The 20,464-nt window shown below is 63.6% G+C and carries 21 protein-coding genes; 7 read left to right on the top strand and 14 right to left on the bottom strand.

All coding sequences use genetic code 11. The annotated features are described in order from the left end of the window. Window positions 1-19 precede the first annotated feature (19 nt). Window positions 20-1,486 (bottom strand): exodeoxyribonuclease VII large subunit, encoded by a 1,467-nt coding sequence (xseA, locus tag ACZ1G8_RS06250; RefSeq protein WP_472681041.1) that lies wholly within the window; start codon window positions 1,484-1,486, stop codon window positions 20-22. Here xseA and purD point away from each other — a divergent pair. Beyond that, entirely contained in the window at window positions 1,485-2,762 is a 1,278-nt protein-coding gene (gene purD, locus ACZ1G8_RS06245) for a phosphoribosylamine--glycine ligase (protein ID WP_472681039.1), read from the top strand. The two genes, xseA and purD, sit on opposite strands and share 2 nt — an antisense overlap. Before the next feature lie 553 nt (window positions 2,763-3,315). Beyond that, window positions 3,316-3,765: a hypothetical protein gene (locus ACZ1G8_RS06240; RefSeq protein WP_472681038.1), complete on the top strand. Its 450-nt coding sequence runs from the start codon at window positions 3,316-3,318 to the stop codon at window positions 3,763-3,765. 261 nt (window positions 3,766-4,026) lie between these two features. Here ACZ1G8_RS06240 and ACZ1G8_RS06235 read toward each other — a convergent pair whose 3' ends face one another. Further along, complete coding sequence (locus ACZ1G8_RS06235) at window positions 4,027-5,022, bottom strand: adenosine kinase (RefSeq protein ID WP_472681037.1); 996 nt, start codon at window positions 5,020-5,022, stop codon at window positions 4,027-4,029. A 122-nt stretch (window positions 5,023-5,144) separates the two neighbouring features. On the opposite strand from ACZ1G8_RS06235, the gene ACZ1G8_RS06230 reads away from it, so the two are divergent. The 3 genes from ACZ1G8_RS06230 to ACZ1G8_RS06220 all read left to right on the top strand — a co-directional run bounded on the left by ACZ1G8_RS06230 (window position 5,145) and on the right by ACZ1G8_RS06220 (window position 7,249). Further along, window positions 5,145-5,828 (top strand): EI24 domain-containing protein, encoded by a 684-nt coding sequence (locus ACZ1G8_RS06230; RefSeq protein ID WP_472681036.1) that lies wholly within the window; start codon window positions 5,145-5,147, stop codon window positions 5,826-5,828. Beyond that, window positions 5,821-6,246 carry a hypothetical protein gene (locus tag ACZ1G8_RS06225; protein ID WP_472681035.1) on the top strand — a complete coding sequence of 142 codons (426 nt, stop codon included), beginning with the start codon at window positions 5,821-5,823 and terminating at the stop codon, window positions 6,244-6,246. The genes ACZ1G8_RS06230 and ACZ1G8_RS06225 overlap by 8 nt, the downstream gene beginning before the upstream one ends. A gap of 73 nt (window positions 6,247-6,319) precedes the next feature. After that, window positions 6,320-7,249: a hypothetical protein gene (locus ACZ1G8_RS06220; RefSeq protein ID WP_472681034.1), complete on the top strand. Its 930-nt coding sequence runs from the start codon at window positions 6,320-6,322 to the stop codon at window positions 7,247-7,249. A gap of 33 nt (window positions 7,250-7,282) precedes the next feature. Here ACZ1G8_RS06220 and ACZ1G8_RS06215 read toward each other — a convergent pair whose 3' ends face one another. The 12 genes from ACZ1G8_RS06215 to ACZ1G8_RS06160 all read right to left on the bottom strand — a co-directional run bounded on the left by ACZ1G8_RS06215 (window position 7,283) and on the right by ACZ1G8_RS06160 (window position 17,244). After that, on the bottom strand, window positions 7,283-7,642 hold the full coding sequence (locus ACZ1G8_RS06215; RefSeq protein WP_472681032.1) for a HesB/IscA family protein: 360 nt from the start codon (window positions 7,640-7,642) through the stop codon (window positions 7,283-7,285). Continuing rightward, entirely contained in the window at window positions 7,642-8,145 is a 504-nt protein-coding gene (locus tag ACZ1G8_RS06210; RefSeq protein ID WP_472681031.1) for an SUF system Fe-S cluster assembly protein, read from the bottom strand. Before ACZ1G8_RS06210 ends, ACZ1G8_RS06215 begins: the two co-directional genes overlap by 1 nt. Further along, complete coding sequence (locus tag ACZ1G8_RS06205; protein WP_472681030.1) at window positions 8,142-9,371, bottom strand: aminotransferase class V-fold PLP-dependent enzyme; 1,230 nt, start codon at window positions 9,369-9,371, stop codon at window positions 8,142-8,144. The genes ACZ1G8_RS06210 and ACZ1G8_RS06205 overlap by 4 nt, the downstream gene beginning before the upstream one ends. Next, window positions 9,368-10,123: a SufD family Fe-S cluster assembly protein gene (locus ACZ1G8_RS06200; protein ID WP_472681029.1), complete on the bottom strand. Its 756-nt coding sequence runs from the start codon at window positions 10,121-10,123 to the stop codon at window positions 9,368-9,370. The genes ACZ1G8_RS06205 and ACZ1G8_RS06200 overlap by 4 nt, the downstream gene beginning before the upstream one ends. Next, the gene (locus ACZ1G8_RS06195) at window positions 10,120-10,512 is read right to left on the bottom strand and encodes a hypothetical protein (protein WP_472681028.1); all 393 of its coding nucleotides are present in this window, start codon (window positions 10,510-10,512) and stop codon (window positions 10,120-10,122) included. Before ACZ1G8_RS06195 ends, ACZ1G8_RS06200 begins: the two co-directional genes overlap by 4 nt. Beyond that, on the bottom strand, window positions 10,509-11,261 hold the full coding sequence (gene sufC / locus ACZ1G8_RS06190) for a Fe-S cluster assembly ATPase SufC (protein ID WP_472681027.1): 753 nt from the start codon (window positions 11,259-11,261) through the stop codon (window positions 10,509-10,511). The genes ACZ1G8_RS06195 and sufC overlap by 4 nt, the downstream gene beginning before the upstream one ends. A 23-nt stretch (window positions 11,262-11,284) precedes the next feature. After that, entirely contained in the window at window positions 11,285-11,962 is a 678-nt protein-coding gene (locus ACZ1G8_RS06185) for a hypothetical protein (RefSeq protein WP_472681026.1), read from the bottom strand. Then, on the bottom strand, window positions 11,959-12,447 hold the full coding sequence (locus ACZ1G8_RS06180; RefSeq protein ID WP_472681024.1) for an endonuclease domain-containing protein: 489 nt from the start codon (window positions 12,445-12,447) through the stop codon (window positions 11,959-11,961). Before ACZ1G8_RS06180 ends, ACZ1G8_RS06185 begins: the two co-directional genes overlap by 4 nt. After that, window positions 12,444-13,904 carry a Fe-S cluster assembly protein SufB gene (sufB, locus tag ACZ1G8_RS06175; RefSeq protein WP_472681207.1) on the bottom strand — a complete coding sequence of 487 codons (1,461 nt, stop codon included), beginning with the start codon at window positions 13,902-13,904 and terminating at the stop codon, window positions 12,444-12,446. Before sufB ends, ACZ1G8_RS06180 begins: the two co-directional genes overlap by 4 nt. Window positions 13,905-13,948: 44 nt before the next feature. Continuing rightward, the gene (locus ACZ1G8_RS06170) at window positions 13,949-14,359 is read right to left on the bottom strand and encodes an SUF system Fe-S cluster assembly regulator (protein WP_472681022.1); all 411 of its coding nucleotides are present in this window, start codon (window positions 14,357-14,359) and stop codon (window positions 13,949-13,951) included. Between the two features lie 113 nt (window positions 14,360-14,472). Next, window positions 14,473-15,393 carry an AraC family transcriptional regulator gene (locus tag ACZ1G8_RS06165; RefSeq protein ID WP_472681021.1) on the bottom strand — a complete coding sequence of 307 codons (921 nt, stop codon included), beginning with the start codon at window positions 15,391-15,393 and terminating at the stop codon, window positions 14,473-14,475. Between the two features lie 33 nt (window positions 15,394-15,426). After that, window positions 15,427-17,244, bottom strand: coding sequence for a DUF885 domain-containing protein (locus ACZ1G8_RS06160; protein WP_472681020.1), 1,818 nt, complete (start codon window positions 17,242-17,244; stop codon window positions 15,427-15,429). A gap of 373 nt (window positions 17,245-17,617) precedes the next feature. Here ACZ1G8_RS06160 and ACZ1G8_RS06155 point away from each other — a divergent pair, with 373 nt between their 5' ends. After that, on the top strand, window positions 17,618-18,646 hold the full coding sequence (locus ACZ1G8_RS06155; RefSeq protein ID WP_472681019.1) for a quinone-dependent dihydroorotate dehydrogenase: 1,029 nt from the start codon (window positions 17,618-17,620) through the stop codon (window positions 18,644-18,646). 11 nt (window positions 18,647-18,657) lie between these two features. Then, the gene (gene ggt / locus ACZ1G8_RS06150; RefSeq protein WP_472681017.1) at window positions 18,658-20,358 is read left to right on the top strand and encodes a gamma-glutamyltransferase; all 1,701 of its coding nucleotides are present in this window, start codon (window positions 18,658-18,660) and stop codon (window positions 20,356-20,358) included. Window positions 20,359-20,464: the final 106 nt, after the last annotated feature.

Here is a 20,464-nt window from a genome sequence, read left to right as displayed (position 1 = left end):
CTATCCTAGCAGGGCTCGCTCACCCAAACAAATCATCCTGCTTTGGGTGCGTTCCCTTCTTTGCCGGCTTGCGGCGAGGGGCGGGCGCGGGGCGCGGCGGCGGCGCATCACCGGTCGAGACCTCGAGATCGCCGTCGCGGAACTTGAGCGTGAGCGCAGCTTCCTTCGCTGCTTCGGCGCGGTCGGTGAGCGTCCTGCCATCCGGGCCGGTCACGCGGACATAGCCGCGTTCGAGCGGACGGTCGGGATGGAGCTGTTCGGCCAACCGCGCGATGGCGGCAAGCTTCTCGCGCCGGTCGGCAAGCGGGCGCTCGATCAGCGAGGGTGCCAGCCTGACATTTTCAAGCGACTTCTTCGCATCGCGCAGGCCCCGTTTGAGCGTGGCGGGTGAGAGGCGCTGATTACCCAGCCGCTCGCGGCCCTGCGCCGCGCGGTCATGCAGCCCCCTGCGCAGCCGTTCCGACAGATCGTCGAGCGCCTGGCCTTGCGGCTGGAGCAGCGCCTCGGGCGAGGGCAGCCGCTCTGCGCGCGTCTGCAGCCTTTCGCGGCCCAATTGCACCGGCCGCAGGATCGCGCGCTTCTTGCGTGCGCCGAAATCGGCCAGCGTCGCTGCAAGCTCGGCGCGCACGGGCACGGCGATCTCGGCGGCGGCAGTGGGCGTGGGCGCGCGGCGGTCAGCGGCATAGTCAGCGAGCGTCGTGTCGGTCTCGTGCCCCACCGCGCTGATCGTCGGGATCGAACATTCAGCGATGGCGCGCACCACCACTTCCTCGTTGAAGCTCCACAGGTCCTCGATCGAGCCGCCGCCGCGCGCGACGATCACGAGATCGGGACGGTTGGCATGGCCTTCGGGCATCCCGGAAAAGCCGCGCACCGCGCCTGCGACCTGCTCTGCAGCGCCCTGCCCCTGCACCAGCACCGGCCAGACGATCACGCGGCTCGGGAAACGGTCCGCCAGCCGGTGGAGGATATCGCGGATCACCGCGCCGGTAGGCGAAGTGACCACGCCGATGGTCCTGGGCAGGAAGGGAAGGCGGCGCTTGCGACTGTCGTCGAACAGCCCCTCGGCCTGAAGCCGCGCCTTGGTCTTTTCGAGCAACGCGAGCAGGGCGCCCTCGCCCGCCAGCTCCATTCGTTCGACCACGATCTGGTATTTCGAGCGCCCCGGATAGGTGGTGAGCTTGCCGCTGGCGACCACCTCCAGCCCGTCTTCCGGCTGGAACGGCAGGCGCTGCGTATTGCCGCGCCACATGACCGCATCGATCACCGCCTTCTCGTCCTTGAGGCTGGCATAGAGATGCCCCGAAGCGGCGCGCTTCACACCCGACAATTCGCCGCGCAGCCGAACGAAGCCGAAGCGGTCTTCGACCGTGCGCTTCAGGATATTGGAGATTTCGCTCACCGAGAGCGGCTCGGCGTTGTCGCCGGCGCGGGACCTCGCTACCAACCCCTCATTGTTGTCATCCGGTGGGAAATTTGCAGCCATGAATATCCTTTTGCTCGGCAGCGGCGGTCGCGAACATGCGCTGGCGTGGAAACTGGCGCAATCGCCGCAATGCGACAAGCTGTGGGCGAGCCCCGGCAACCCCGGGATGGAGGAATGCGCCAGCCTCGTCGCGCTCGATAGCTCAGATCACGGCATGGTGGTCAAGTTCTGCGAAGACAACACGATCGGCCTTGTGGTGATCGGCCCGGAGGTCCCGCTGGTCGAAGGGCTTGCGGACAGCCTCAGGGCAGCAGGCGTCGCCGTGTTCGGCCCGTCGAAAGCCGCCGCGCAGCTCGAAGGAAGCAAGGCCTTTACCAAGGAGCTGTGCGAGCGCGCGAAGATCCCGACCGCCAAGTTCATCCGCTGCACCTCGCTCGAGGCGGCGTGGGGCGCGCTCAAGAAGTTCGATGCGCCCTTCGTATTGAAAGCCGACGGGCTTGCGGCGGGCAAGGGCGTGGTGATCGCCGAGACCCGCGAGGACGCGCAGGAAGCACTCTCCGAAATGTTCGACGGCAAGTTCGGCAGCGCGGGCAGCGAGGTCGTGATCGAGCAGTTCCTCAAGGGCGAGGAGGCGAGCTTCTTCGCACTGACCGACGGCGAGACGATCGTGCCGCTCGCCAGCGCGCAGGACCACAAGCGCGTAGGCGATGGCGACGAGGGCCCCAACACCGGCGGCATGGGCGCCTATTCGCCCGCGCCTGTGCTGACCGATGCCCTGCGCGAGCGGACGATGCGCGAGATCATCGAGCCCACCGTGCGCACCATGCGCGAGGAAGGCATGCCCTATTCGGGCGTTCTCTATGCGGGGCTGATGCTGACCAAGGACGGTCCGCAGCTGATCGAATACAATGTCCGTTTCGGCGATCCCGAATGCCAGGTGCTGATGATGCGGCTGGAAAGCGACCTCGTCGAACTGATGCTCGCCTGCGCCGAGGGCCGGCTCGGCGATATCGACCCGCCGACCATGTCGGACGATTTCGCGCTGACCGTGGTGATGGCGGCAGAAGGCTACCCCGGTACGCCCAAGAAGGGCGGCAGCATCGACCTTTGCGAGGCAGAGGCGAACAACGCCAAGGTCTTCCATGCAGGCACCAGGCGCGAGGGTGGCCAGCTGGTCGCAAACGGCGGCCGCGTGCTCAACGTGACGGCTCGCGGATCGAGCGCCACCGAGGCCCAGCGCAATGCCTATGAAGCGGTCGACGCGATCGATTTCGCCGACGGTTTCTGCCGCCGCGACATCGGCCAGCGCGAAGTGCGCCGCGAACGGCACGGGTGAGATAACCGCCCTAGGCCAATGTTCGCTCTTGGACACCCGACAGCTGGATCGCTGCGGGCGAAATTAGGTAACAAGCAGTCATTGCCATTTGAAAACAATAGGATAAAGTCACGGCAGGAGGATTTACATGCCCGAGAGAATAATAACGGCCACACTCTATCTTGCCATCGCTTTGTCTGCAGCTTGGATCTTCGCATGCGTCTTTTTCGTCGTAAGCGCTATTATCAAAGGGTTTCCGGCAGTCGCAGTCACAGGTTTGCAGAACGCACTATTCGGCATTCTCGCATTCTCTATCCTTTCCGGTCTTATCTCGATCAGAAGGAGGCTCCCTGCAATTGATGAACGCTTCGACTCTCGAGCTTAGGCTGACATCAGCAATCAGGTCGTTTGGCGCATGGTCCGCTCTTGGCACATCGCCAGCTCGGTGAAACCGTCGTCAGGTGGGCGGCAAGCGGTCATGGGCGACACCTAAGCTCGAAACGACTTACCCTCAAAATTTGAAGTATCCACTCCGGCATGTAGGCTAAACAACAAGCGAAATACTGGGGGCAGCATGAAGCGCACGCGAACAATAATCGCAATTGGTATTTTGGTGGCGGGGGGAGCGTCCTATGCCGCTGCCATGTGGCATCCATTGATGCCGCAAGTTGAGATTGAAATTGTAAACGAGCGGAATGTCCCTGATGGAAGCAGGCTCATGGTCATTTATGGGGAAGACGGCAGCGATCCATTTCGCGATGGCAATTTGGCACCTGACCAGCGAATTTCGTCCTGTAAGATAATCAACGGAACTTGCTTAACGCCTCAAATGAAGCATGAACTAGTATTCCGAGATGAAAAATCACAGAGCGTCCAGGTGCGGCTGATGAATGGGGATGGCAATCCGATAATCGGCGGAGTGACTTGGGAGGCTTTATCCAATCCTCGTAAAATTGAGATGGATTGCAACTTAAGTTCAGCAGACCCGGCCAACGCTTGTGAGATGATTGCCGTCATGTCGTGAAAGTCGGCTATCAGGCCATTAGCGGAATGTCTGCTTTGCCGGAAATATCGCTGGGAAGGGGACGGTAGTCAGCGGTCGCAAAACTGCTCTTTCCTACTCGCTTGCACCTTCGGTAACGTCAGAACCGCTCTTTCAAATCGTGTTCCCCCCACGCAAAAAGCCCCGCCTTTCGAGCGGGGCTTTCGCGTTTTCGGCAGCTGCCTTTGTCAATGAATTACCGGCGGCAGCGCATGTACTTCATCAACTTGCGCCGCGTGCAGGTCAGCCCAGCTTTTCGGCGACGAGCGCCTTCAGGTCCTTCTCGCTACGCGCACCGATGTGGCTGATGATCTCACCGGCGCAGATTGCGCCCATCTTGAGGCAGGTCTCGAGGTCTTCGCCGCGGGTGTGGCCGGTGAGGAAGCCTGCAGCGAAGAGATCGCCCGCGCCGGTGGTGTCGACCACCTTGTCGATCGGTTCGGCGGCGACCTGTGCGCGCTCACCATTCTGGATGGCGACCGCACCCTTGGCGCTGCGGGTGGCGACGAGGACGGGGACCTTGTCCTTGATCATGTCGAGGCCCTTGTCGAAGTCTTCCTCGCCGGTAAGCGTTGCAAGCTCGTGCTCGTTGACGAAAAGGATGTCGATCTGGCCTTCCTCGATCAGCGCGCGGAAATCGTCGCCGTGGCGGTCGATCACGAAGCTTTCCGAAGCGGTGAAGGCGACCTTGCGGCCGGCATTGCGGGCAACCTCGATGGCGCGGCGCATGGCACTACGCGGCTCTTCGGGGTCCCACAGGTAGCCTTCCAGATAGAGCACGCCGGCGCTGGCGATCAGCTCTTCGTCGAGCGCTGCGGGCGGCAGGAACTGGCTGGCGCCGAGGAAGGTGTTCATCGTGCGCTCGCCATCGGGCGTCACGAAGATCAGGCAGCGCGCGGTCGGCGGATCGCCTTCGCGGGGCTGCGTGTCGTAATCGATGCCGACGGCGCGGATGTCATGCGCGAAGATCTCGCCCAGCTGGTCCTTGGCGACCTGGCCGATGAAAGCGCACTGCGCGCCGAGCGCTGCCATGCCGGCGAGCGTGTTGGCAGCCGAACCGCCCGAGATCTCGGTCGCGCGGCCCATCGCGGAATAGAGTTCTTTCGCCCGCTCGGTATCGACCAGGGTCATGCCGCCCTTGGCAAGGTCGAGCTCGTCGATCAGCTCGTCTTCGCAGGGGGCCATCACGTCGACGATGGCATTGCCGATTGCGACGACGTCGTAGCGGGGGTCGGTCATGGATACTCCGGGAATCTCTTGTGCGGGGAAAGTTCGTCGGGCGCGGTTAGCGGTTCATCGCGCGAAGGCCAAGTGCGGCGTTGACTTGGCCGCGCGGGCAGGCGATTCGCCAAGGCCTTATGATGACGCTGCCGCGCGCCCTTGCCTTGTCTTTCAGCCAGTTGGGCGATGCAGCCATCATTCGTGTGGTGGTGAAGAGCCTGTTCGTGACGCTGGCGATTTTCGCAGTGCTCGGCGCGGCGCTCTATTTCGCGCTCGGCTGGCTTGCAGATTATCTCGGCTGGACCCCGGTCCACGGGGCCGGCGTCCTCCTGACAGTCATCATGCTATTGATCTTCGGTTGGCTGCTATTCCGCTTCGTCGCGCTCTTCGTGCTTAATTTCTATGCCGAGGACGTGGTGCGCGCGGTGGAGGCAATGCACTATCCCGAAGAGGCGAGCGCCGCGCGGTCGCTCCCCTTCAGCGAGGAAATGTCGAAAGGCCTGCGCGCGGCGCTGAGGGCGCTGGGAGCGAACCTGCTCGCCCTGCCCTTCGCGATCGTGCTGCTGTTCACGGGCGTTGGCACGGCACTGCTCTTCTGGGCAGTCAACGGCTGGCTTCTCGGGCGCGAGCTGCAGGACATGGTCTGGCTGCGCCATCGCAAAGATAGCCACGAGATCGCTCCGATGGGCCAGGGTGACCGCTTCATGCTCGGAGGGGCGATCGCTGGCCTCCTCATGCTGCCCTTCGTCAACCTGCTCGCCCCTGTCATCGGCGCGGCGAGTGCAACCCACATGGTCCACCGCGGGAGAGCCGTGAATGCGTAAGACTGCCGCACTGGTAATGCTCGCGGCGAGCCTTTCGGGCTGCATGAGTTCGCCCAAGACCTACCAGTTTCCCGAGCGCCCCGCTGCCGCCCAGACGCCGCCACCGCAAGCGCCGGTGCGCGCTGCCCCCTCGACCGCGCAGTTCCGCGCGCCGACGGTCATGAACCTGCCGGGGCTCGAAGGCGTGATCGGCAAGAACGGCACCGCGCTCGCCAATATGTTCGGCCCCCCGCGACTTGAGGTGCGCGAAGGCGACGCGATGAAGCTGCAATTCACCGGCGAAGCCTGCGTGCTCGATATCTATCTCTACCCGCTGAGGCCGGGCGCATCACCGAGCGCCACCCATGTCGAGGCCCGCCGCGCGAGCGACGGGGAGGATGTCGACCGCGCCTCCTGCGTGACAGCGCTAAGGCGCTGAAAGCGCGGTAACGCGGTTTTAACGCCGATTTCCTAGGGTTTGCCCGCAAATTACGAGGGGCAAAGCCACTATCATGAGCATCCAGTTCGAAAACATCGCCCGCCGCGCTGGCGCGGACGGCAAGGTCAACGCACTCGAGGTGCAGGCGATGCGCCGCGAATGCTGGCCTGACGGACGCATCTCGCAGGACGAGGCGGAGGCGATTTTCGCACTCAACCGCCAGCTGTCGGAGCGTGGACTCGAATGGACCGACTTCTTCGTCGAGGCGCTCGGCGAATACGTGCTCAACCAGCGCGCGCCGCTTGGCTATGTCGACCAGGAAAATGCCGACTGGCTGATGGCGCAGATCGATGCTGACGGTAAGCTCGGTTCGATGGCCGAGCTCGAATTGCTCGTTCGCGTTTTCGAGCGTGCGCAGAATGTGCCTGTCGCGCTGAAGGAATATGCCGAGAAGCAGATCGAGAAAGCTGTGCTGGAAGGCACCGGCCCGACGCGCTGCGGCGGCGAACTGGAAGCCGGCAACGTCAACGAGACCGAGGCGAGGCTGCTGCGCCGCGCGATCTTCGCTCCGGCGAGCGAGCGCCCCGCGGCAGTCGGGCACGGCGAGGCGGAAATGCTTTTCCGGATCAAGGACGCGACCATCGGCGGCAACAATTCGCCCGAGTGGAAGCGGCTCTTCGTGCAGGGCGTAGCGAACTACCTCCAAGGGTATTCCGATGCCAACGCCCAGATCAGCCGCGAACGCGCTGCCGAGCTGCAGGCGTTCATGAACGACACGAACCACGGTGTGGGCAGCTTCCTCATGCGGGTTGGCAAGAGCTCGCCCAATGTCTTCGGGACGGTCTTCGGCAAGCAGGACGGTGGTCCGTCTCGCGCTGAAGAAGTCGCCGCAGCGCACGAGGTCACCTTGCGCGAGCAAGATTGGCTCGATGCCAAGGTCAACGCCGACGGCAAGATCGACGAATACGAGCAGGCGCTGCTCGATTTCCTCGCCGAGGAATAGGAATTGCGCGGTCGGGCGGGGCTCAGGCCCCGCTCAGACCATGAAGCTTTCGCCGCAGCCGCAAGCGCCCTTGGCGTTGGGGTTCTCGAACACGAATCCGGCCGAGAAATCGTCCTCCACCCAGTCCATCGTGCTGCCCACGAGGTAGAGCACGCTTGCGCCGTCGATGTAGAAGATGCCGCCAGGCGTTTCGATCTTCTCGTCGAACTTGGCTTCTTCGGTGACGTAATCGACCGAGTAGGCGAGGCCCGAGCAGCCACGACGCGGCGTCGAAAGCTTGACGCCGATCGCGTCTTCGGGAGCTTTCGCCATGAGCTCGGCGACGCGTTCCTCGGCACGCGGCGTCAGGACGACGGCGGCCTTCGGAGCAGGGCGGGCGCTGGTGTCGGCCATCACAGCATCCCCAGTTCGAGACGCGCTTCGTCGGTCATCTTGTCGGGGCCCCAAGGCGGATCCCAGACGAGATTAACTTCGGCATCGCGGACGCCGGGCACGCTGGCGGCGCGCAGCTCGACTTCGCCGGGCATGGTTTCGGCAACCGGGCAATGCGGAGTGGTGAGCGTCATGGTGACGGTGACATCGCACTCGTCATCGACTTCGACACCGTAAATCAGGCCGAGGTCGTAAATGTTTACCGGGATTTCCGGATCGTAGATTTCCTTCAGCGCATCGACCACCGCCTGCTGCAGCTTGCCGCCGGCACCCGTCGCGCTTTCCGTCTCGGGCGACTTGGCGAGGAAGCCTTCGAGATAGTCGCGCTTACGCTCGAGCTTCTCGCCCGGGGTCTCGTCGGGATCGACGGCGTCCGAAACGCGCGCACGCGGGGGCTTGCCCACGACCGTATCGGCCGGCGAGGGCGCGGCGATGAAGTCCTTGTCGTCAGATGGCTTGTTCATCCGAAGATCCTCCGGGTCCTTTCAATTCCGCGCAAGAGCGCATCGATATCGCTTTCGTCGCTGTAGAGGCCGAAGCTGGCCCGAGCAGTCGCGGGTACGCCGAGATGGTTCATCAGCGGCTGCGCGCAGTGGTGGCCGGCGCGGATCGCGACATTCTCTTCATCCAATATGGTGCCGAGATCGTGCGGGTGAACCCCTTCGAGAGCGAAGGAGACGATGCCCGCGCTTTCCTCGGGCCCGAACAGCGTCACCGCGTTGAGCTTGCGCAGCTCCTCGCGCAGCGTCGCGGCGAGGCCGCTTTCATGTTCGAAGAGCTTATCGGGGCCGAGGGCGTCGACGTAATCGATCGCCGCATGGAGCGCGATCGCCTCGGTGATCATCGGCGTTCCCGCCTCGAATCGCTGCGGCGGGGGCGCATAGGTGGTGCCCTCGAAGGCGACCTTCTCGATCATCGCACCGCCGCCCTGGTACGGCGGCATCTGTTCGAGCAGCTCCTCGCGCGCCCAGAGTACGCCGATCCCAGTCGGACCGTAAAGCTTGTGGCCCGAGAAGGCGTAGAAGTCGCAATCGAGTGCGGCCATGTCGAGTCTCATGCGAGGCGCCGCCTGGCAGCCATCGAGCATGATCTTCGCGCCAACAGAATGAGCGAGGTCGGCTGCTTTCCGGCCATCGAGAACCGAACCAAGCACATTCGATACGTGCGCGAGAGAAACCAGTTTGGTTCTCGGTGTAAGTAGCGCCTCAAGCGCGCCGAGATCGATCCGGCCGTCTTGCGTCAGTGGGCAGACATCGATCTCTGCTCCGGTTCGCTCGCTAAGCATCTGCCAAGGAACGATATTCGAGTGATGTTCGAGCATGGAGAGCACGATCCGGTCGCCCTGCCCGATCCGCGTCATGCCCCAGGTGGCGGCGACGAGGTTGATCGCCTCGGTCGCACCCCGAACGAAGACGATCTCGTTCTCGGACTTCGCACCGATGAACTCGGCAGTCCGGCGACGCGCAGCCTCGTAGCCCAGCGTCATCTGCGCCGAACGACCGTAAACGCCGCGGTGCACCGTGGCGTAGTCCTTGCCCAGCGCGCGGCTCATCGCATCGATCACCGCCTGCGGTTTCTGCGCCGATGCGGCGGTGTCGAGATAGTGCCACGGCTTTCCGTCAGGCGTGACCAGCCCGGGGAAATCGGCCTTCAGCGCGCTCGGCGCGGAAACGGTCACGGTCTCGTTCACAGGTGCTTGTCCAGCTTGTCGAGCGCGGCGCGCATCAGGCGTTCCTGCTCGTCCTCGTCCTCGAGTCCTACCAGCGCATCGCCGATAAAGGCCTGCACCAGCAGGCGGCGCGACAGTTCGGGAGTGAGGCCGCGAGCGGCCATGTAGAAGCGTGCGGCTTCATCGAGCTGGCCGACGGTGGCGCCATGGGCGCACTTCACGTCGTCGGCAAAGATTTCGAGCTGCGGCACGGCGTTCACGCTCGCACCCTTCTCGAGCAGCAGGCCCTTGAAGTCCTGCGCGGCGTCGGTCTTCTGCGCGTGGCGCACGACGTCGATGCTGCCGAGGAAATTGCCGGTGCCCTGCCCCCAGTGAACCGAGCGCACGGTCTGGTTGCTGGTGCCGTCGGGCTCTGCGTGGACCACACGGGTGACGAATTCGCGCACCGTTTCACGCCCGCCGACGGTGATGCCGCCGAGTTCGAAATGCGCGCCGCGGCCGAGTGTGACTTCGACCTCGACGCGGGCATAGTCGGCTGAAGCAATGACGCCAAAGATCTCGCAGCGCGCGCCTTCCGCGACTTTCACGCGAAGGCGATGCATTTCGATCTCGCTGGCATTCTCGTCACTTACGACGAGGATTTCGCGCATTGTCTCACCGGCGGCGACGTCGATCGTGCGCCAGTCGGTCAGGTCTTCTGCACGCAGTTTCTCGACTGCGGCATAGCGCCAGGCTTCGTCCTTGCGGGTGGGAAGATCGAGCGTTCCGGTCATTTCGAGGCCCTCACGAAAGCAAGGCGGCGCACGCCCTCTCGCTCGACCCGCGCGACACATGGCTGGACCTCGTCCATGATGGCCCGCATCTGCGCCCGGCGCTCGTCGGCGCTTGCGTCGGAGGCAACGATCGCATCGAGTTCATCCACGCGCGGCGTGTAGCAGGCGACCATTGCGCCGCAGCGCAGGACATCGACCGCCTGGTCGCCGGAGCTTTCCTCCATGCGGCAGGTGATCTGCCCGTCGCGCTTGAGGATGCCGCCGTTCCACTTGTCGAGCACCTTGTTGATCGTGACGATTTCGCGCGCGACGTCCTCCTCCGAAGGCAATTCGGCCCCGGCGGCAGGCGCAGCGGCCTGTGCAAGCATCAGTGTCAGCGCGGCAATCATGCCGGTTCACCCATCACCGCGTCATAGCCTTCGTTCTCGAGACGCAGTGCCAGTTCGGGACCGCCGGTCTTCACGATGCGGCCTTGGCTGAGAATCGAGACCTTGTCCGGCTGCACGACGTCGAGCAGGCGCTGGTAGTGCGTGATCAGCAGCACGCCCTTCTTTTCGTCGCGCATGATCGCGTTGATGCCGTCGCCCACCACGCGCAGTGCATCGATGTCGAGACCGCTGTCGGTCTCGTCGAGCACGGCGAAAGCGGGGTCGAGGATGCCCATCTGGACCATCTCGGCGCGCTTCTTCTCGCCGCCGGAGAAGCCGACGTTCACGTTGCGCTTGAGCATTTCCATGTCGAGCTTGAGTAGGCCTGCCTTTTCCTTGGCGAGCTTGAGGAATTCGCCGCCTGTCAGCGGTTCTTCGCCGCGCTCCTTGCGCTGCGCATTGAGCGCTTCGCGCAGGAACTGGACGTTCGAGACCCCGGGAATTTCGACCGGGTACTGGAAGCCGAGGAACAGGCCTGCAGCCGCGCGCTCGTGCGGTTCCATGTCGAGCAGGTCCTGTCCGCGAAATTCTACCGAGCCACCGGTCACTTCATAGCCGGGCCGCCCACCGAGCACGTAGGACAGGGTCGACTTGCCCGCGCCGTTCGGGCCCATGATGGCATGGACCTCGCCCGCAGCCACTTCGAGGCTGAGGCCGTTGAGGATCTGCTTGCCGTCGATTTCGGCGGTGAGATTTTCGATCTTGAGCATGTGTATTCCGTTGTCTGTCCGGGTCAGCCTTCTGGCGTCTCCGTGCCTTCTTCGTAGACGCGATAGTTCGCCTGCGGGCAGGCCCTCAGTTCGAGCGTGATCGCACCGGTGAGGCGCATCAGCTCGGCGTTGTAGGTGGCGATCAGGCGCTGGTCGTCCTGCGTGTATTCGGGCTTGTCGTAGATCGCTTTCACGCTCTCGCCCTGGGTCTCCATGTGGTTCTGGCGCGCTTCGCGCAGCTCGTTGACATAGGCGATGCAGGGCGGCGGCGCTGCGTCGGCCACTTCGCGCGCTTCTGCGTAGGCATTGCTAGCGACGATGCGGCTGTTCGTGGCGCGATCGAGGCTCGCACCGCGCTCGACATGGATGCGGCGAACGGTCTCGAAGATATTGGCGACCTGCGTCGGAGGCGTATCGGCATCGCGTCCGCGCTTGGCGAGAAGTTCGTTCGCGCCCTCTTCCATTTCGCTGGCCTGCTTGCGGCAGCGCTGGATATCGCCGCGATACTGGTCCTCGAAACCGCTGCCGTCGCCGATCACGTAGTTGCCGCCCTTGAGGCAGCTGTAATAGTCATCGACGAAGCCGCCGATCAGCGCCGGATATTCGAGCTCCCACTGCTGTTCGGGATATTCGGCGCGCACGCGGTCGCTCGCGGCCTGAGCGAAGATGAGGGTGAGAGCAGCGCTGGCAGTTGCAATCATGAGGACCGACCTTCGTTATGGGCTGCGCGCCGTTCGCGCTTGTCGGCAATGCGGCTGCGCATGCCGAGAGTGATGCGTTCGAGGACTGCGTCCATGTCCTCGAGGATGTCCTTCGCCGCGAGCCGCATCACGCGGATGCCGACCGATTCGAGGCTCTTGTCGCGGCGCTTGGCGAGCGTGTCGTCCTGCCCTTCCTCGTCGATCATGATCGCCATGCCGAGCTTGTGGCAGTTGAAATCGACGATCGCGCTACCGACCACGGCGTGGCGCTTGAAGGTGAAGGGGCCCATATTGGCCTTGGCGAATTTCTCGGCGAGCGCCTTGTGTGCCTCGCTCGAATGGCGACGCATATCGCGCGCTTGCTCGTGCAGCGCATCGAGCCGCTTCTCCGAAATCTCCCACCCGCGGCCCTTCTTCTTGAGATTGGGCGCGGCATCGGCGGTTTCCGAGGGATCGCGAAGTCCAAGGGTCTTGCGCTCGCTCATCCGACGCTTCCTTCCAGCGAAATGGCCAACAGCTTCTGTGCTTCGACAGCGAACTCCATCGGAAGCTCTTTCAGAACGTCCTTGGCGAAGCCGTTGACGATCAGCGCTACTGCCTCTTCTTCGTCGAGGCCGCGCTGCATCGCGTAGAACAGCTGGTCGTCCGAGATCTTGCTGGTGGTCGCCTCGTGCTCGATCTGCGCGCCGGGGTTCTTCACCTCGATATAGGGCACGGTGTGCGCGCCGCACTCGTCGCCGAGCAGCAGGCTGTCGCACTGGGTGAAGTTGCGCACGCCATCGGCATTCGCACCGACACGGACGAGACCGCGATATGTGTTGTTCGACTTGCCCGCCGAGATGCCCTTGGAAATGATCGTCGAGCGGCTGCCGCGGCCATTATGAACCATTTTGGTTCCCGTATCCGCCTGCTGGTAGTTATTTGTAACCGCAACGGAGTAGAACTCGCCGACGCTGTCTTCGCCGTTGAGCACGCAGCTGGGGTACTTCCACGTCACCGCGCTGCCGGTTTCGACCTGCGTCCAGCTGATCTTCGAGCGTGCGCCCTGGCACAGGCCACGCTTGGTCACGAAGTTGTAGATGCCGCCCTTGCCCTCGGCATCGCCGGGATACCAGTTCTGGACGGTGGAGTACTTGATCTCCGCATCTTCCATTGCGACCAGCTCGACCACGGCGGCGTGGAGCTGGTTTTCATCGCGCATCGGCGCGGTGCAGCCTTCGAGATAGCTGACGTAGCTGCCCTTTTCGGCAACGATCAGCGTGCGCTCGAACTGGCCGGTGTTCTCGGCATTGATGCGGAAATAGGTGCTGAGCTCCATCGGGCAGCGCACGCCTTCCGGAATGTAGACGAAGGTGCCGTCGGAAAAGACCGCGCAGTTCAGCGTGGCAAAGAAGTTGTCCTTCTGCGGCACCACCTTGCCGAGCCACTTCTTCACCAGATCGGGATATTCGCGGATCGCCTCACTGATCGACAGGAAGATGACGCCCGCTTTCTTCAGCTCCTCGCGGAAGGTTGTGGCGACCGAAACGCTGTCAAACACGGCATCGACCGCGACCTTGCGCGCGCCCTTCACCCCGGCGAGCACTTCCTGCTCCGCCACGGGAATGCCTAGCTTGTCGTAGACTTCCTTGATCGCCGGATCGAGCTCGTCGAGGCTTTCCAGCTGCTCCTTCTTCTTCGGCGCAGCGTAGTAATAGGCGTCCTGGTAATCGATCGCCGGATAGCCGAGCTTGGCCCAGTCGGGCTCTTCCATGGTCTGCCACAGGCGGAAGGCCTTGAGGCGCCATTCGAGCATCCATTCCGGCTCGTTCTTCTTGGCCGAGATGAAGCGGACCGTATCTTCGGTCAGGCCCTTCTCGGCAAATTCGGTCTCGATGTCGGAGGACCAGCCGTGCTCGTATTCCGCAGCCTTCGCGGCGGCTTCCTTGGCTTCGCGGTCCATTTCCTCGCCCGTGTCGTCGGGGGACTGGATGTCTACCTGTTCGTTCACGCGACTTCCTTTTCCTGCGCCAGCTGCACGAGGCTGATGTCCGCCAGTGCGCTGCGCAGCGCTTCATTCACCATCGGCCAGTGCGGCCGGACGCGACAATCATGATCCACCGAACACTCGCTGCCTTCGATACACGCGGTGAGCGCGATGGGTCCTTCCATCGCCTCGACGATGTCGGCGAGCGTGATCGCTGCCGCCGGACGCGCCAGCTGCAATCCGCCGCCCGCGCCGCGCACCGAGCGCAGCAGGCCCGCCGCCGTGAGCTTGCTCACCAGCTTCTGCACCGTGGGGGCCGGAAGGCCGGTTTCTGCTGCAAGTTCGCTCGCGCTGACGCGCCCGCCACCGCAATGGCGTGCGGCCTGGCACATCGTGACCACGGCATAGTCTGCAAGGTTCGAAAGGCGCATCTGCTCGCTTCAGCTTAAATCGGACGAATCCGTTCCGATTAGCCAGCTATGAGCGGACTGGCCGATTTTCAACGGAAAACCGCCTGTTGCGAGTCGTTAGCAACTGGCCCGGACTACTCCTTGCCAAGCTCCTGGTCCTGGTTCCCGCCGAACAGGTCGACCGAACTGTAACCATCGGGAGCCAGCGTGTCCTTGATGACCGAATGCTCCTTGGGCATCAGGCGGCGCGGCGTGCGGCCGGTGAAGTGCCGGATTTCCTTGATCATATGCGCCTGGTCGTAAAACGCATCGCGGATCTCGGCCTCGAGCGTGGAGTCGAGATCGGGCATTGCGAGAAGCGTCGCGGCGCGCATGGCGCGATAGCGGCGGATTAGGCGTACGGGCGGTGCGCCGAAATACTGCGTGACCAGCCGCTGCACCTGCCGTTCCGAATAGGGCAGCCGGTCGAGCAGCGTCTCGATCTCCGGCTTGAACGAAGCTGAAAGCCAGTCGAGCGTGGTGTCGATGACTTGCGCCTGGCGCTCGGGCAACTCGTTGAACCCGTCACGCACGATATCGGCCAGCTCGTCGAGCGCCTGGCGCTCGGTGATCTCGCCGGCAGTCACGCGCGGGCCGACTGCGGCAATGCGCACCGCGATTTCGTGCGGCAGCACATCTTCGATCAGCCGGTAGTCATCGTGGTTCTCATTGACCGGAAGACCGGTGAGCGCCGCCCAGCCACGGAAATTGAGCGAGACGCCCAGCATTACCGTGTTGGCATCGATCTCGAACTTGCGCGCCTCGGTCAAAGGGCACTGGATGTAGGCGGGTAAAGTAGTCTGGTCGTTGCCCTCGCCAAAATGCATGACGCCACCGCCGCGTACCGTCACGAGCAACTGGCCCGAATAGGCGGGCATCATGTCGTCCACAGTCTGCGGACCAGTCCTGAGGATATAGAGCGAGTTGAGATAGCGCGCGATATCCTCGGGCGCCTCTACCCATTCGAAGCTATAGGGCTCGGCCGCGTCTGCGCCATTGCTCGGATTGGTGGTCATGCCCTGCGCCCCTCTTATTCGCCCTGACGACCTTCAGCCACCTGCCTTTTCGGTGGCAATCCAGGTCTCAACATTCTCTTCCATGATGGAAAGAGGCACCGGCCCACTGGTGAGGATTGTATCGTGGAACGCGCGAATGTCGAATCTATCGCCCAGTTCAACCCGCGCACGCTCGCGCAGTTCCATGATCCTGAGCTTGCCGATCATGTAGGCGGTCGCCTGTCCGGGCATCACGGCATAGCGCTCAATCGCCTTGCGGATGTCGCCATCGGGGTTGGGCGTATTGTCGGTGAGGTACTGGATCGCTTCCTCGCGGCTCCAGCGCTTGTGATGGAGGCCGGTGTCGACCACCAGGCGCGCCGCGCGCCATAGCTCCATGCCCAGGCGGCCGAAGTCGGAATAGGGATCGGTGTAGAACCCCATGTCCTTGCCGAGCTCTTCCGAATAGAGACCCCAGCCCTCGCTATAGGCAGTCACCCCGCCGAAGCGACGGAAGGGAGGCACGTCGCCGAGCTGTGTCTGGATCGAGAGCTGCAGGTGGTGGCCCGGATGCCCCTCGTGATATGCCAGCGCCTCGAGCTCGTTCTTGCTCATGTCGCGCAGGTTGTAGAGGTTCACGTAATAGGTACCGGGGCGCGAACCGTCGGGTGCCGGGCGCTGGTAGAAGGCCTTGCCGGCGCTCTTCTCGCGGAATGCCTCGACCGGCTTGATGACCAGCGGATCGGTTGGAAGGACGCCGAAATATTCGGGCAGCTTCTCTTCCATCGCCTCGATCTTGGCCGCGGCATCGGCCAGGTAGTCCTCGCGATTGTCATAGAAGAAGCGATCGTCGGTGCGGGTATACTGGAAGAAGTCCTGCAAGGACCCTTCGAACCCGACCTGCTCCATGATCGCGCGCATCTCGCCGTGGATGCGCTCGACTTCGCGCAAGCCGATCGCGTGAATCTGGTCGGCGGTGAGGTCGGTCGTCGTATAGTTGGTCAGCAGCGCCTGGTAGTATTCGGCACCGTCGTCGAGCCGCCAGATGCCGTCATCGGTCGGTGCGATCGCCTGCTGGCGCTTCATTTCGGCAAGCAGGCGCCCGTAAGCCGGGCGGGCCGAGGAATTCCACGCGGCGAGCGCATCTTCCTTCAGTGCGACGCGCGCATCGTCATCAATCTCGATGCCGTCGACCTTGCCCATGAAGTCTTCGATGATTGCATTGTCATCACCCGCATTGAGCAGGTTCTCGACGTCCGAAATCACGTAGGGGTAGACCCAGTCGGGCGGCATCACGCCGTCGTCCGCACGCGCACGCGCTTCCGCGATGAGGGTGTCGAGAGCAGGGGCAATCCCCTCGATGCGGCTGACATAGGCCTCGGCATCGCTCGCATTGCTCACGCGGTGGATGTTGATCAGGAATGCCGGGGCCTGGCTTTGCGCGCCGAACATCTGGTTGAAGATGAAACCGTTGCGACGGAACTTGTGGCTGCGTGCGCTGCGCTCGGCCATGGCGTTGAACAGGCGGTAGCTGAGGGCATCCTCGGCAGAGAGTTCGGCAAGATCGAAGCTTTCGCGCATGCGCGCCGCGGTCGACTGGGTCAGCTGCTCGCTACGCACCTCTGCGGCATCGCTCATGTCGTCCCAGCGTCCGTAGTCCTCGTCGCGGATGCCGCGATACGACTTGCCCATCGGCGACATCGCGAGGCTTGCGGCGTCGTATTCCTCGAAGAGTTCGGCCAGCGCCGCGCTCTTGGCCGGAGCCTGCACGACCGGGTCGGAAACTTCCGCCTGCGGCGCAGGTGCTGCCGAGCAGGCAGCGAGAACTGCGGCGGATGCGCAGGTGAAAAGGGTGCGGCTGCTGGCTCGCATGCGAAGTCTCCTCGAAGAAATAATCGAAAAGCGCCTGAGCACGAAGCTTGGGGTCAGTAAATAGTAAAAATCCGACAATCCGCATCGCGGGCGGAAGCGCGGCTGCCAAGTGGTTCAGGCATGACCAAGAAAAAAAGGGCGGCCCGTTGAAGAGCCGCCCTCTATAGGTGAGAACTCGTTGCATTGCTGCTCCGAGCCCTTCGGGTCGCAAAAGTGTGCTAGCCTGATTCTGTTACAGTTGATTGTATGCAGGCGACAGAGGATCTCATGCGCATGCATTTTGGCGGAAATTTACAACGCTGTCCCCAAGCGGGACTTTACCGCCCGCGCGCCGCTCGACAGCGGCTGTCGCTTCGATCATAGGCGGCGCGCCATGCTGTTCGAAATTGCCCGTCCCGCCCTGTTTTCACTCGATCCCGAGCGCGCCCACGGCCTCACGATCAAGGCCCTGAAGCTGTCGCCCAAGCGCGGCCCCGCCCGCGCCGGAGCGCTTGCGACAAGGGTCGCGGGGATCGAGTTTCCCAACCCCCTCGGCATGGCAGCGGGTTTCGACAAGGATGCCGAAGTACCCGATGAACTGCTTGGGCTCGGCTTCGGTTTTGCCGAGGTCGGCTCGGTCACCCCGCGTCCGCAGGCCGGCAATCCCAAGCCCCGCCTGTTCCGGCTGGTCGAGGACCGAGCGGTCATCAACCGGATGGGATTCAACAATGGCGGTGCCGAGCTTGCCCACGCGCGACTCCAACGCCGGGCAGGGCGCCCGGGTATCGTCGGCATCAACATCGGCGCGAACAAGGACAGCGAGGACCGGATCGCCGACTATGCGGCGATGACCCGCATCATGGCGCCGCTCGCGAGTTACCTTGCGGTCAATATCTCCAGCCCCAACACGCCGGGCCTGCGCGCCTTGCAGGATGAGGGCGCTCTCGTCGGCCTGCTTGAGGCCGTGTTCGAAGCCCGCGGCGAGCAAGGCCCGCCGGTCTTCCTCAAGGTCGCGCCCGATCTGGAGCCCGCAGACATCGATGCGATCGCGCGCATCGCAGGCGACACCGGCCTTGGCGCACTAATCGTCTCGAACACCACGATCTCGCGTCCGCCGCTTCGCTCGATTCACGCCGGCGAAGCAGGCGGCCTCTCGGGTGCGCCCTTGCGCGATCTCGCCCTCCAGCGCGTGCGCGACTTCCGCAAGGCGACGGGGGGCGCGATTCCGCTCGTCGGCGTCGGCGGCATTGCCGGCGCCGAGGATACCTGGGCACGGATCAAGGCGGGCGCGAGCCTCGTCCAGCTATACAGCGCGATGGTCTACGAAGGCCCCGGCCTGCCGCACCGCATCACGTGCGGGCTCGAAAGCCTGATGAAGCGCGAGGGCTTTTCCTCGATTGCAGAGGCGGTGGGAAGCGAATAGCGTCGCGCACGATGTACCGTATTGCCCTAGCTTCGCTCAGCGCCTTGGCCCTTACCGGGTGCCAGACCACACCTTCCACCCCGCAAGAGCCCATATTTATCGGGGCCGTCACGGCTGCCGACCCGCGTGCGCAGGAGGCCGGCGAAGAGATCCTCGCGAAGGGCGGAAGTGCAACGGATGCGGCAATCGCGGTCATGCTCGCGCTGACCGTGGTCGAACCGCAGAGTTCGGGCATCGGCGGCGGGGGTTTCCTCGTTCGCGGCGAGGCCGATGGCGATGTCACCACGTATGACGGCCGCGAAACCGCACCTTCGGGAGCCACGCCCGAGTGGTTCCTCGACGAGAATGGCGAAGTGCCGCCCTACATGCAGTCGGTCCGCAGCGGGCTGAGCGTCGGCGTGCCCGGCAATATCGCGCTCGCCGCCAAGGCGCATGAAGCGCATGGCAAGCTAGCATGGGCCGAGCTTTTCGAGCCCGCCATTCGCCTTGCGCGCGAGGGCTTCCGGATCAATCCGCGGCTCAACACTTCTCTCGCCCGCGCCCAAAACCGCGCTGCGTTCACCGCAGAGGGCCGCGCGCTGTTCTTCGGCAGCGACGAAGAGCCCCTGCCGGTCGGTACGCTTGTAATCAACGAAGCGCTTGCGCGCACTTTCGAGCAGATTGCCGATGGCGGCGCGCGAGCTTTCTACGAGGGCGAGAATGCGATGGGCGTCTCGCTCTTCGTCGCGCAGGATACGCCCAAGCCAGGCGGGATGACCTACCGCGACATCGCCGGTTACGAGGCGAAAGAGCGCGATGCGGTCTGCACATCTTATCGCGAATACCGCGTCTGCTCGATGGGCCCTCCGACGTCCGGCGGGGTCGCGGTGCAGCAGATTCTCGGCCAGCTCGAACGCTTCGACCTTGCCGCGCTCGGCGCCGACAATCCGGTCACCTGGCACCTGTTCCTCGAATCGCAGCGCCTCGCCTACGCCGACCGCGAGATCTATCTCGCCGATCCCGACTTCGTGACTGTCCCGGTCACGGGCTTGCTCGACAAAAACTATCTGGCACAACGCAGCGAGCTGATCTCAGCCGATAGCAGGATGCAGACGGTCGAGGCCGGCACGCCGCCGGGCGCGCTCAGAATCATGGCCGACGGCGACGAGCCCGAAGAGAAGGGCACCTCGCATTTCGCCGTTGTCGACAGCGCAGGCACTATGGTGAGCTACACCTCGACCATTGAAGGGGCTTTCGGATCGGGCCTGATGTTCGGAGGCTATTACCTCAACAACGAGCTCACCGATTTCAGCCGTTCGCCAGTCGTTGACGGGCGCGAAGTGGCGAACCGGGTCGAAGGTGGCAAGCGTCCGCGCTCGTCCATGTCGCCGACGGTGATCTACGATCCGGAAGGCAAACCATTCATGGCAGTAGGCGCGGCGGGCGGAACCACGATCCCGGTCTCGACCGTACGCAGCATCATCGGCGCGATCGATTTCGGCATGTCGGCAAGAGACGCTTTGGACCTGCCCTTCATCATGGCTTTCGGCGATCGCGTGCTGATCGAGGAAGGAACCTGGCTGGAATCCTCGGCGGATGCTTTCCGTGCGCTCGGCCACGAAGAGCTGATCGTGCGCCAGGCCCCGATCAAGGCCGGCGCCATCCTCTATCGCGACGGCACGTGGCAGAGCGAGCGCGATCCGCGGCTCGAAGGCGTGCTCGACCTGCCCTGAGGACGTTTGCGCAGGTCCGGGTACCCTCTCTTGCCGTGGCGCATCGGGGAGCCTAAGCATCGCGCCCGAGTTGACTGCATGAAAAAGTAATTTCGCTGAGGAGTCT

Source organism: Qipengyuania sp. BR81-2, assembly GCF_055693895.1.
The sequence above is the reverse complement of the archived record's forward strand: the minus strand, read 5'-3'. Positions and strand labels throughout refer to the sequence as shown.

Coding starts and splice junctions, on each gene's coding strand:
- purD (WP_472681039.1), top strand. CDS start 1,485: ATGAATATCCTTTTGCTCGGCAGCGGCGGTCGCGAACATGCGCTGGCG.
- xseA (WP_472681041.1), bottom strand. CDS start 1,486: ATGGCTGCAAATTTCCCACCGGATGACAACAATGAGGGGTTGGTAGCG.
- ACZ1G8_RS06240 (WP_472681038.1), top strand. CDS start 3,316: ATGAAGCGCACGCGAACAATAATCGCAATTGGTATTTTGGTGGCGGGG.
- ACZ1G8_RS06235 (WP_472681037.1), bottom strand. CDS start 5,022: ATGACCGACCCCCGCTACGACGTCGTCGCAATCGGCAATGCCATCGTC.
- ACZ1G8_RS06230 (WP_472681036.1), top strand. CDS start 5,145: ATGACGCTGCCGCGCGCCCTTGCCTTGTCTTTCAGCCAGTTGGGCGAT.
- ACZ1G8_RS06225 (WP_472681035.1), top strand. CDS start 5,821: ATGCGTAAGACTGCCGCACTGGTAATGCTCGCGGCGAGCCTTTCGGGC.
- ACZ1G8_RS06220 (WP_472681034.1), top strand. CDS start 6,320: ATGAGCATCCAGTTCGAAAACATCGCCCGCCGCGCTGGCGCGGACGGC.
- ACZ1G8_RS06215 (WP_472681032.1), bottom strand. CDS start 7,642: ATGGCCGACACCAGCGCCCGCCCTGCTCCGAAGGCCGCCGTCGTCCTG.
- ACZ1G8_RS06210 (WP_472681031.1), bottom strand. CDS start 8,145: ATGAACAAGCCATCTGACGACAAGGACTTCATCGCCGCGCCCTCGCCG.
- ACZ1G8_RS06200 (WP_472681029.1), bottom strand. CDS start 10,123: ATGACCGGAACGCTCGATCTTCCCACCCGCAAGGACGAAGCCTGGCGC.
- ACZ1G8_RS06195 (WP_472681028.1), bottom strand. CDS start 10,512: ATGATTGCCGCGCTGACACTGATGCTTGCACAGGCCGCTGCGCCTGCC.
- sufC (WP_472681027.1), bottom strand. CDS start 11,261: ATGCTCAAGATCGAAAATCTCACCGCCGAAATCGACGGCAAGCAGATC.
- ACZ1G8_RS06185 (WP_472681026.1), bottom strand. CDS start 11,962: ATGATTGCAACTGCCAGCGCTGCTCTCACCCTCATCTTCGCTCAGGCC.
- ACZ1G8_RS06180 (WP_472681024.1), bottom strand. CDS start 12,447: ATGAGCGAGCGCAAGACCCTTGGACTTCGCGATCCCTCGGAAACCGCC.
- sufB (WP_472681207.1), bottom strand. CDS start 13,904: ATGGACCGCGAAGCCAAGGAAGCCGCCGCGAAGGCTGCGGAATACGAG.
- ACZ1G8_RS06170 (WP_472681022.1), bottom strand. CDS start 14,359: ATGCGCCTTTCGAACCTTGCAGACTATGCCGTGGTCACGATGTGCCAG.
- ACZ1G8_RS06165 (WP_472681021.1), bottom strand. CDS start 15,393: ATGACCACCAATCCGAGCAATGGCGCAGACGCGGCCGAGCCCTATAGC.
- ACZ1G8_RS06160 (WP_472681020.1), bottom strand. CDS start 17,244: ATGCGAGCCAGCAGCCGCACCCTTTTCACCTGCGCATCCGCCGCAGTT.
- ACZ1G8_RS06155 (WP_472681019.1), top strand. CDS start 17,618: ATGCTGTTCGAAATTGCCCGTCCCGCCCTGTTTTCACTCGATCCCGAG.
- ggt (WP_472681017.1), top strand. CDS start 18,658: ATGTACCGTATTGCCCTAGCTTCGCTCAGCGCCTTGGCCCTTACCGGG.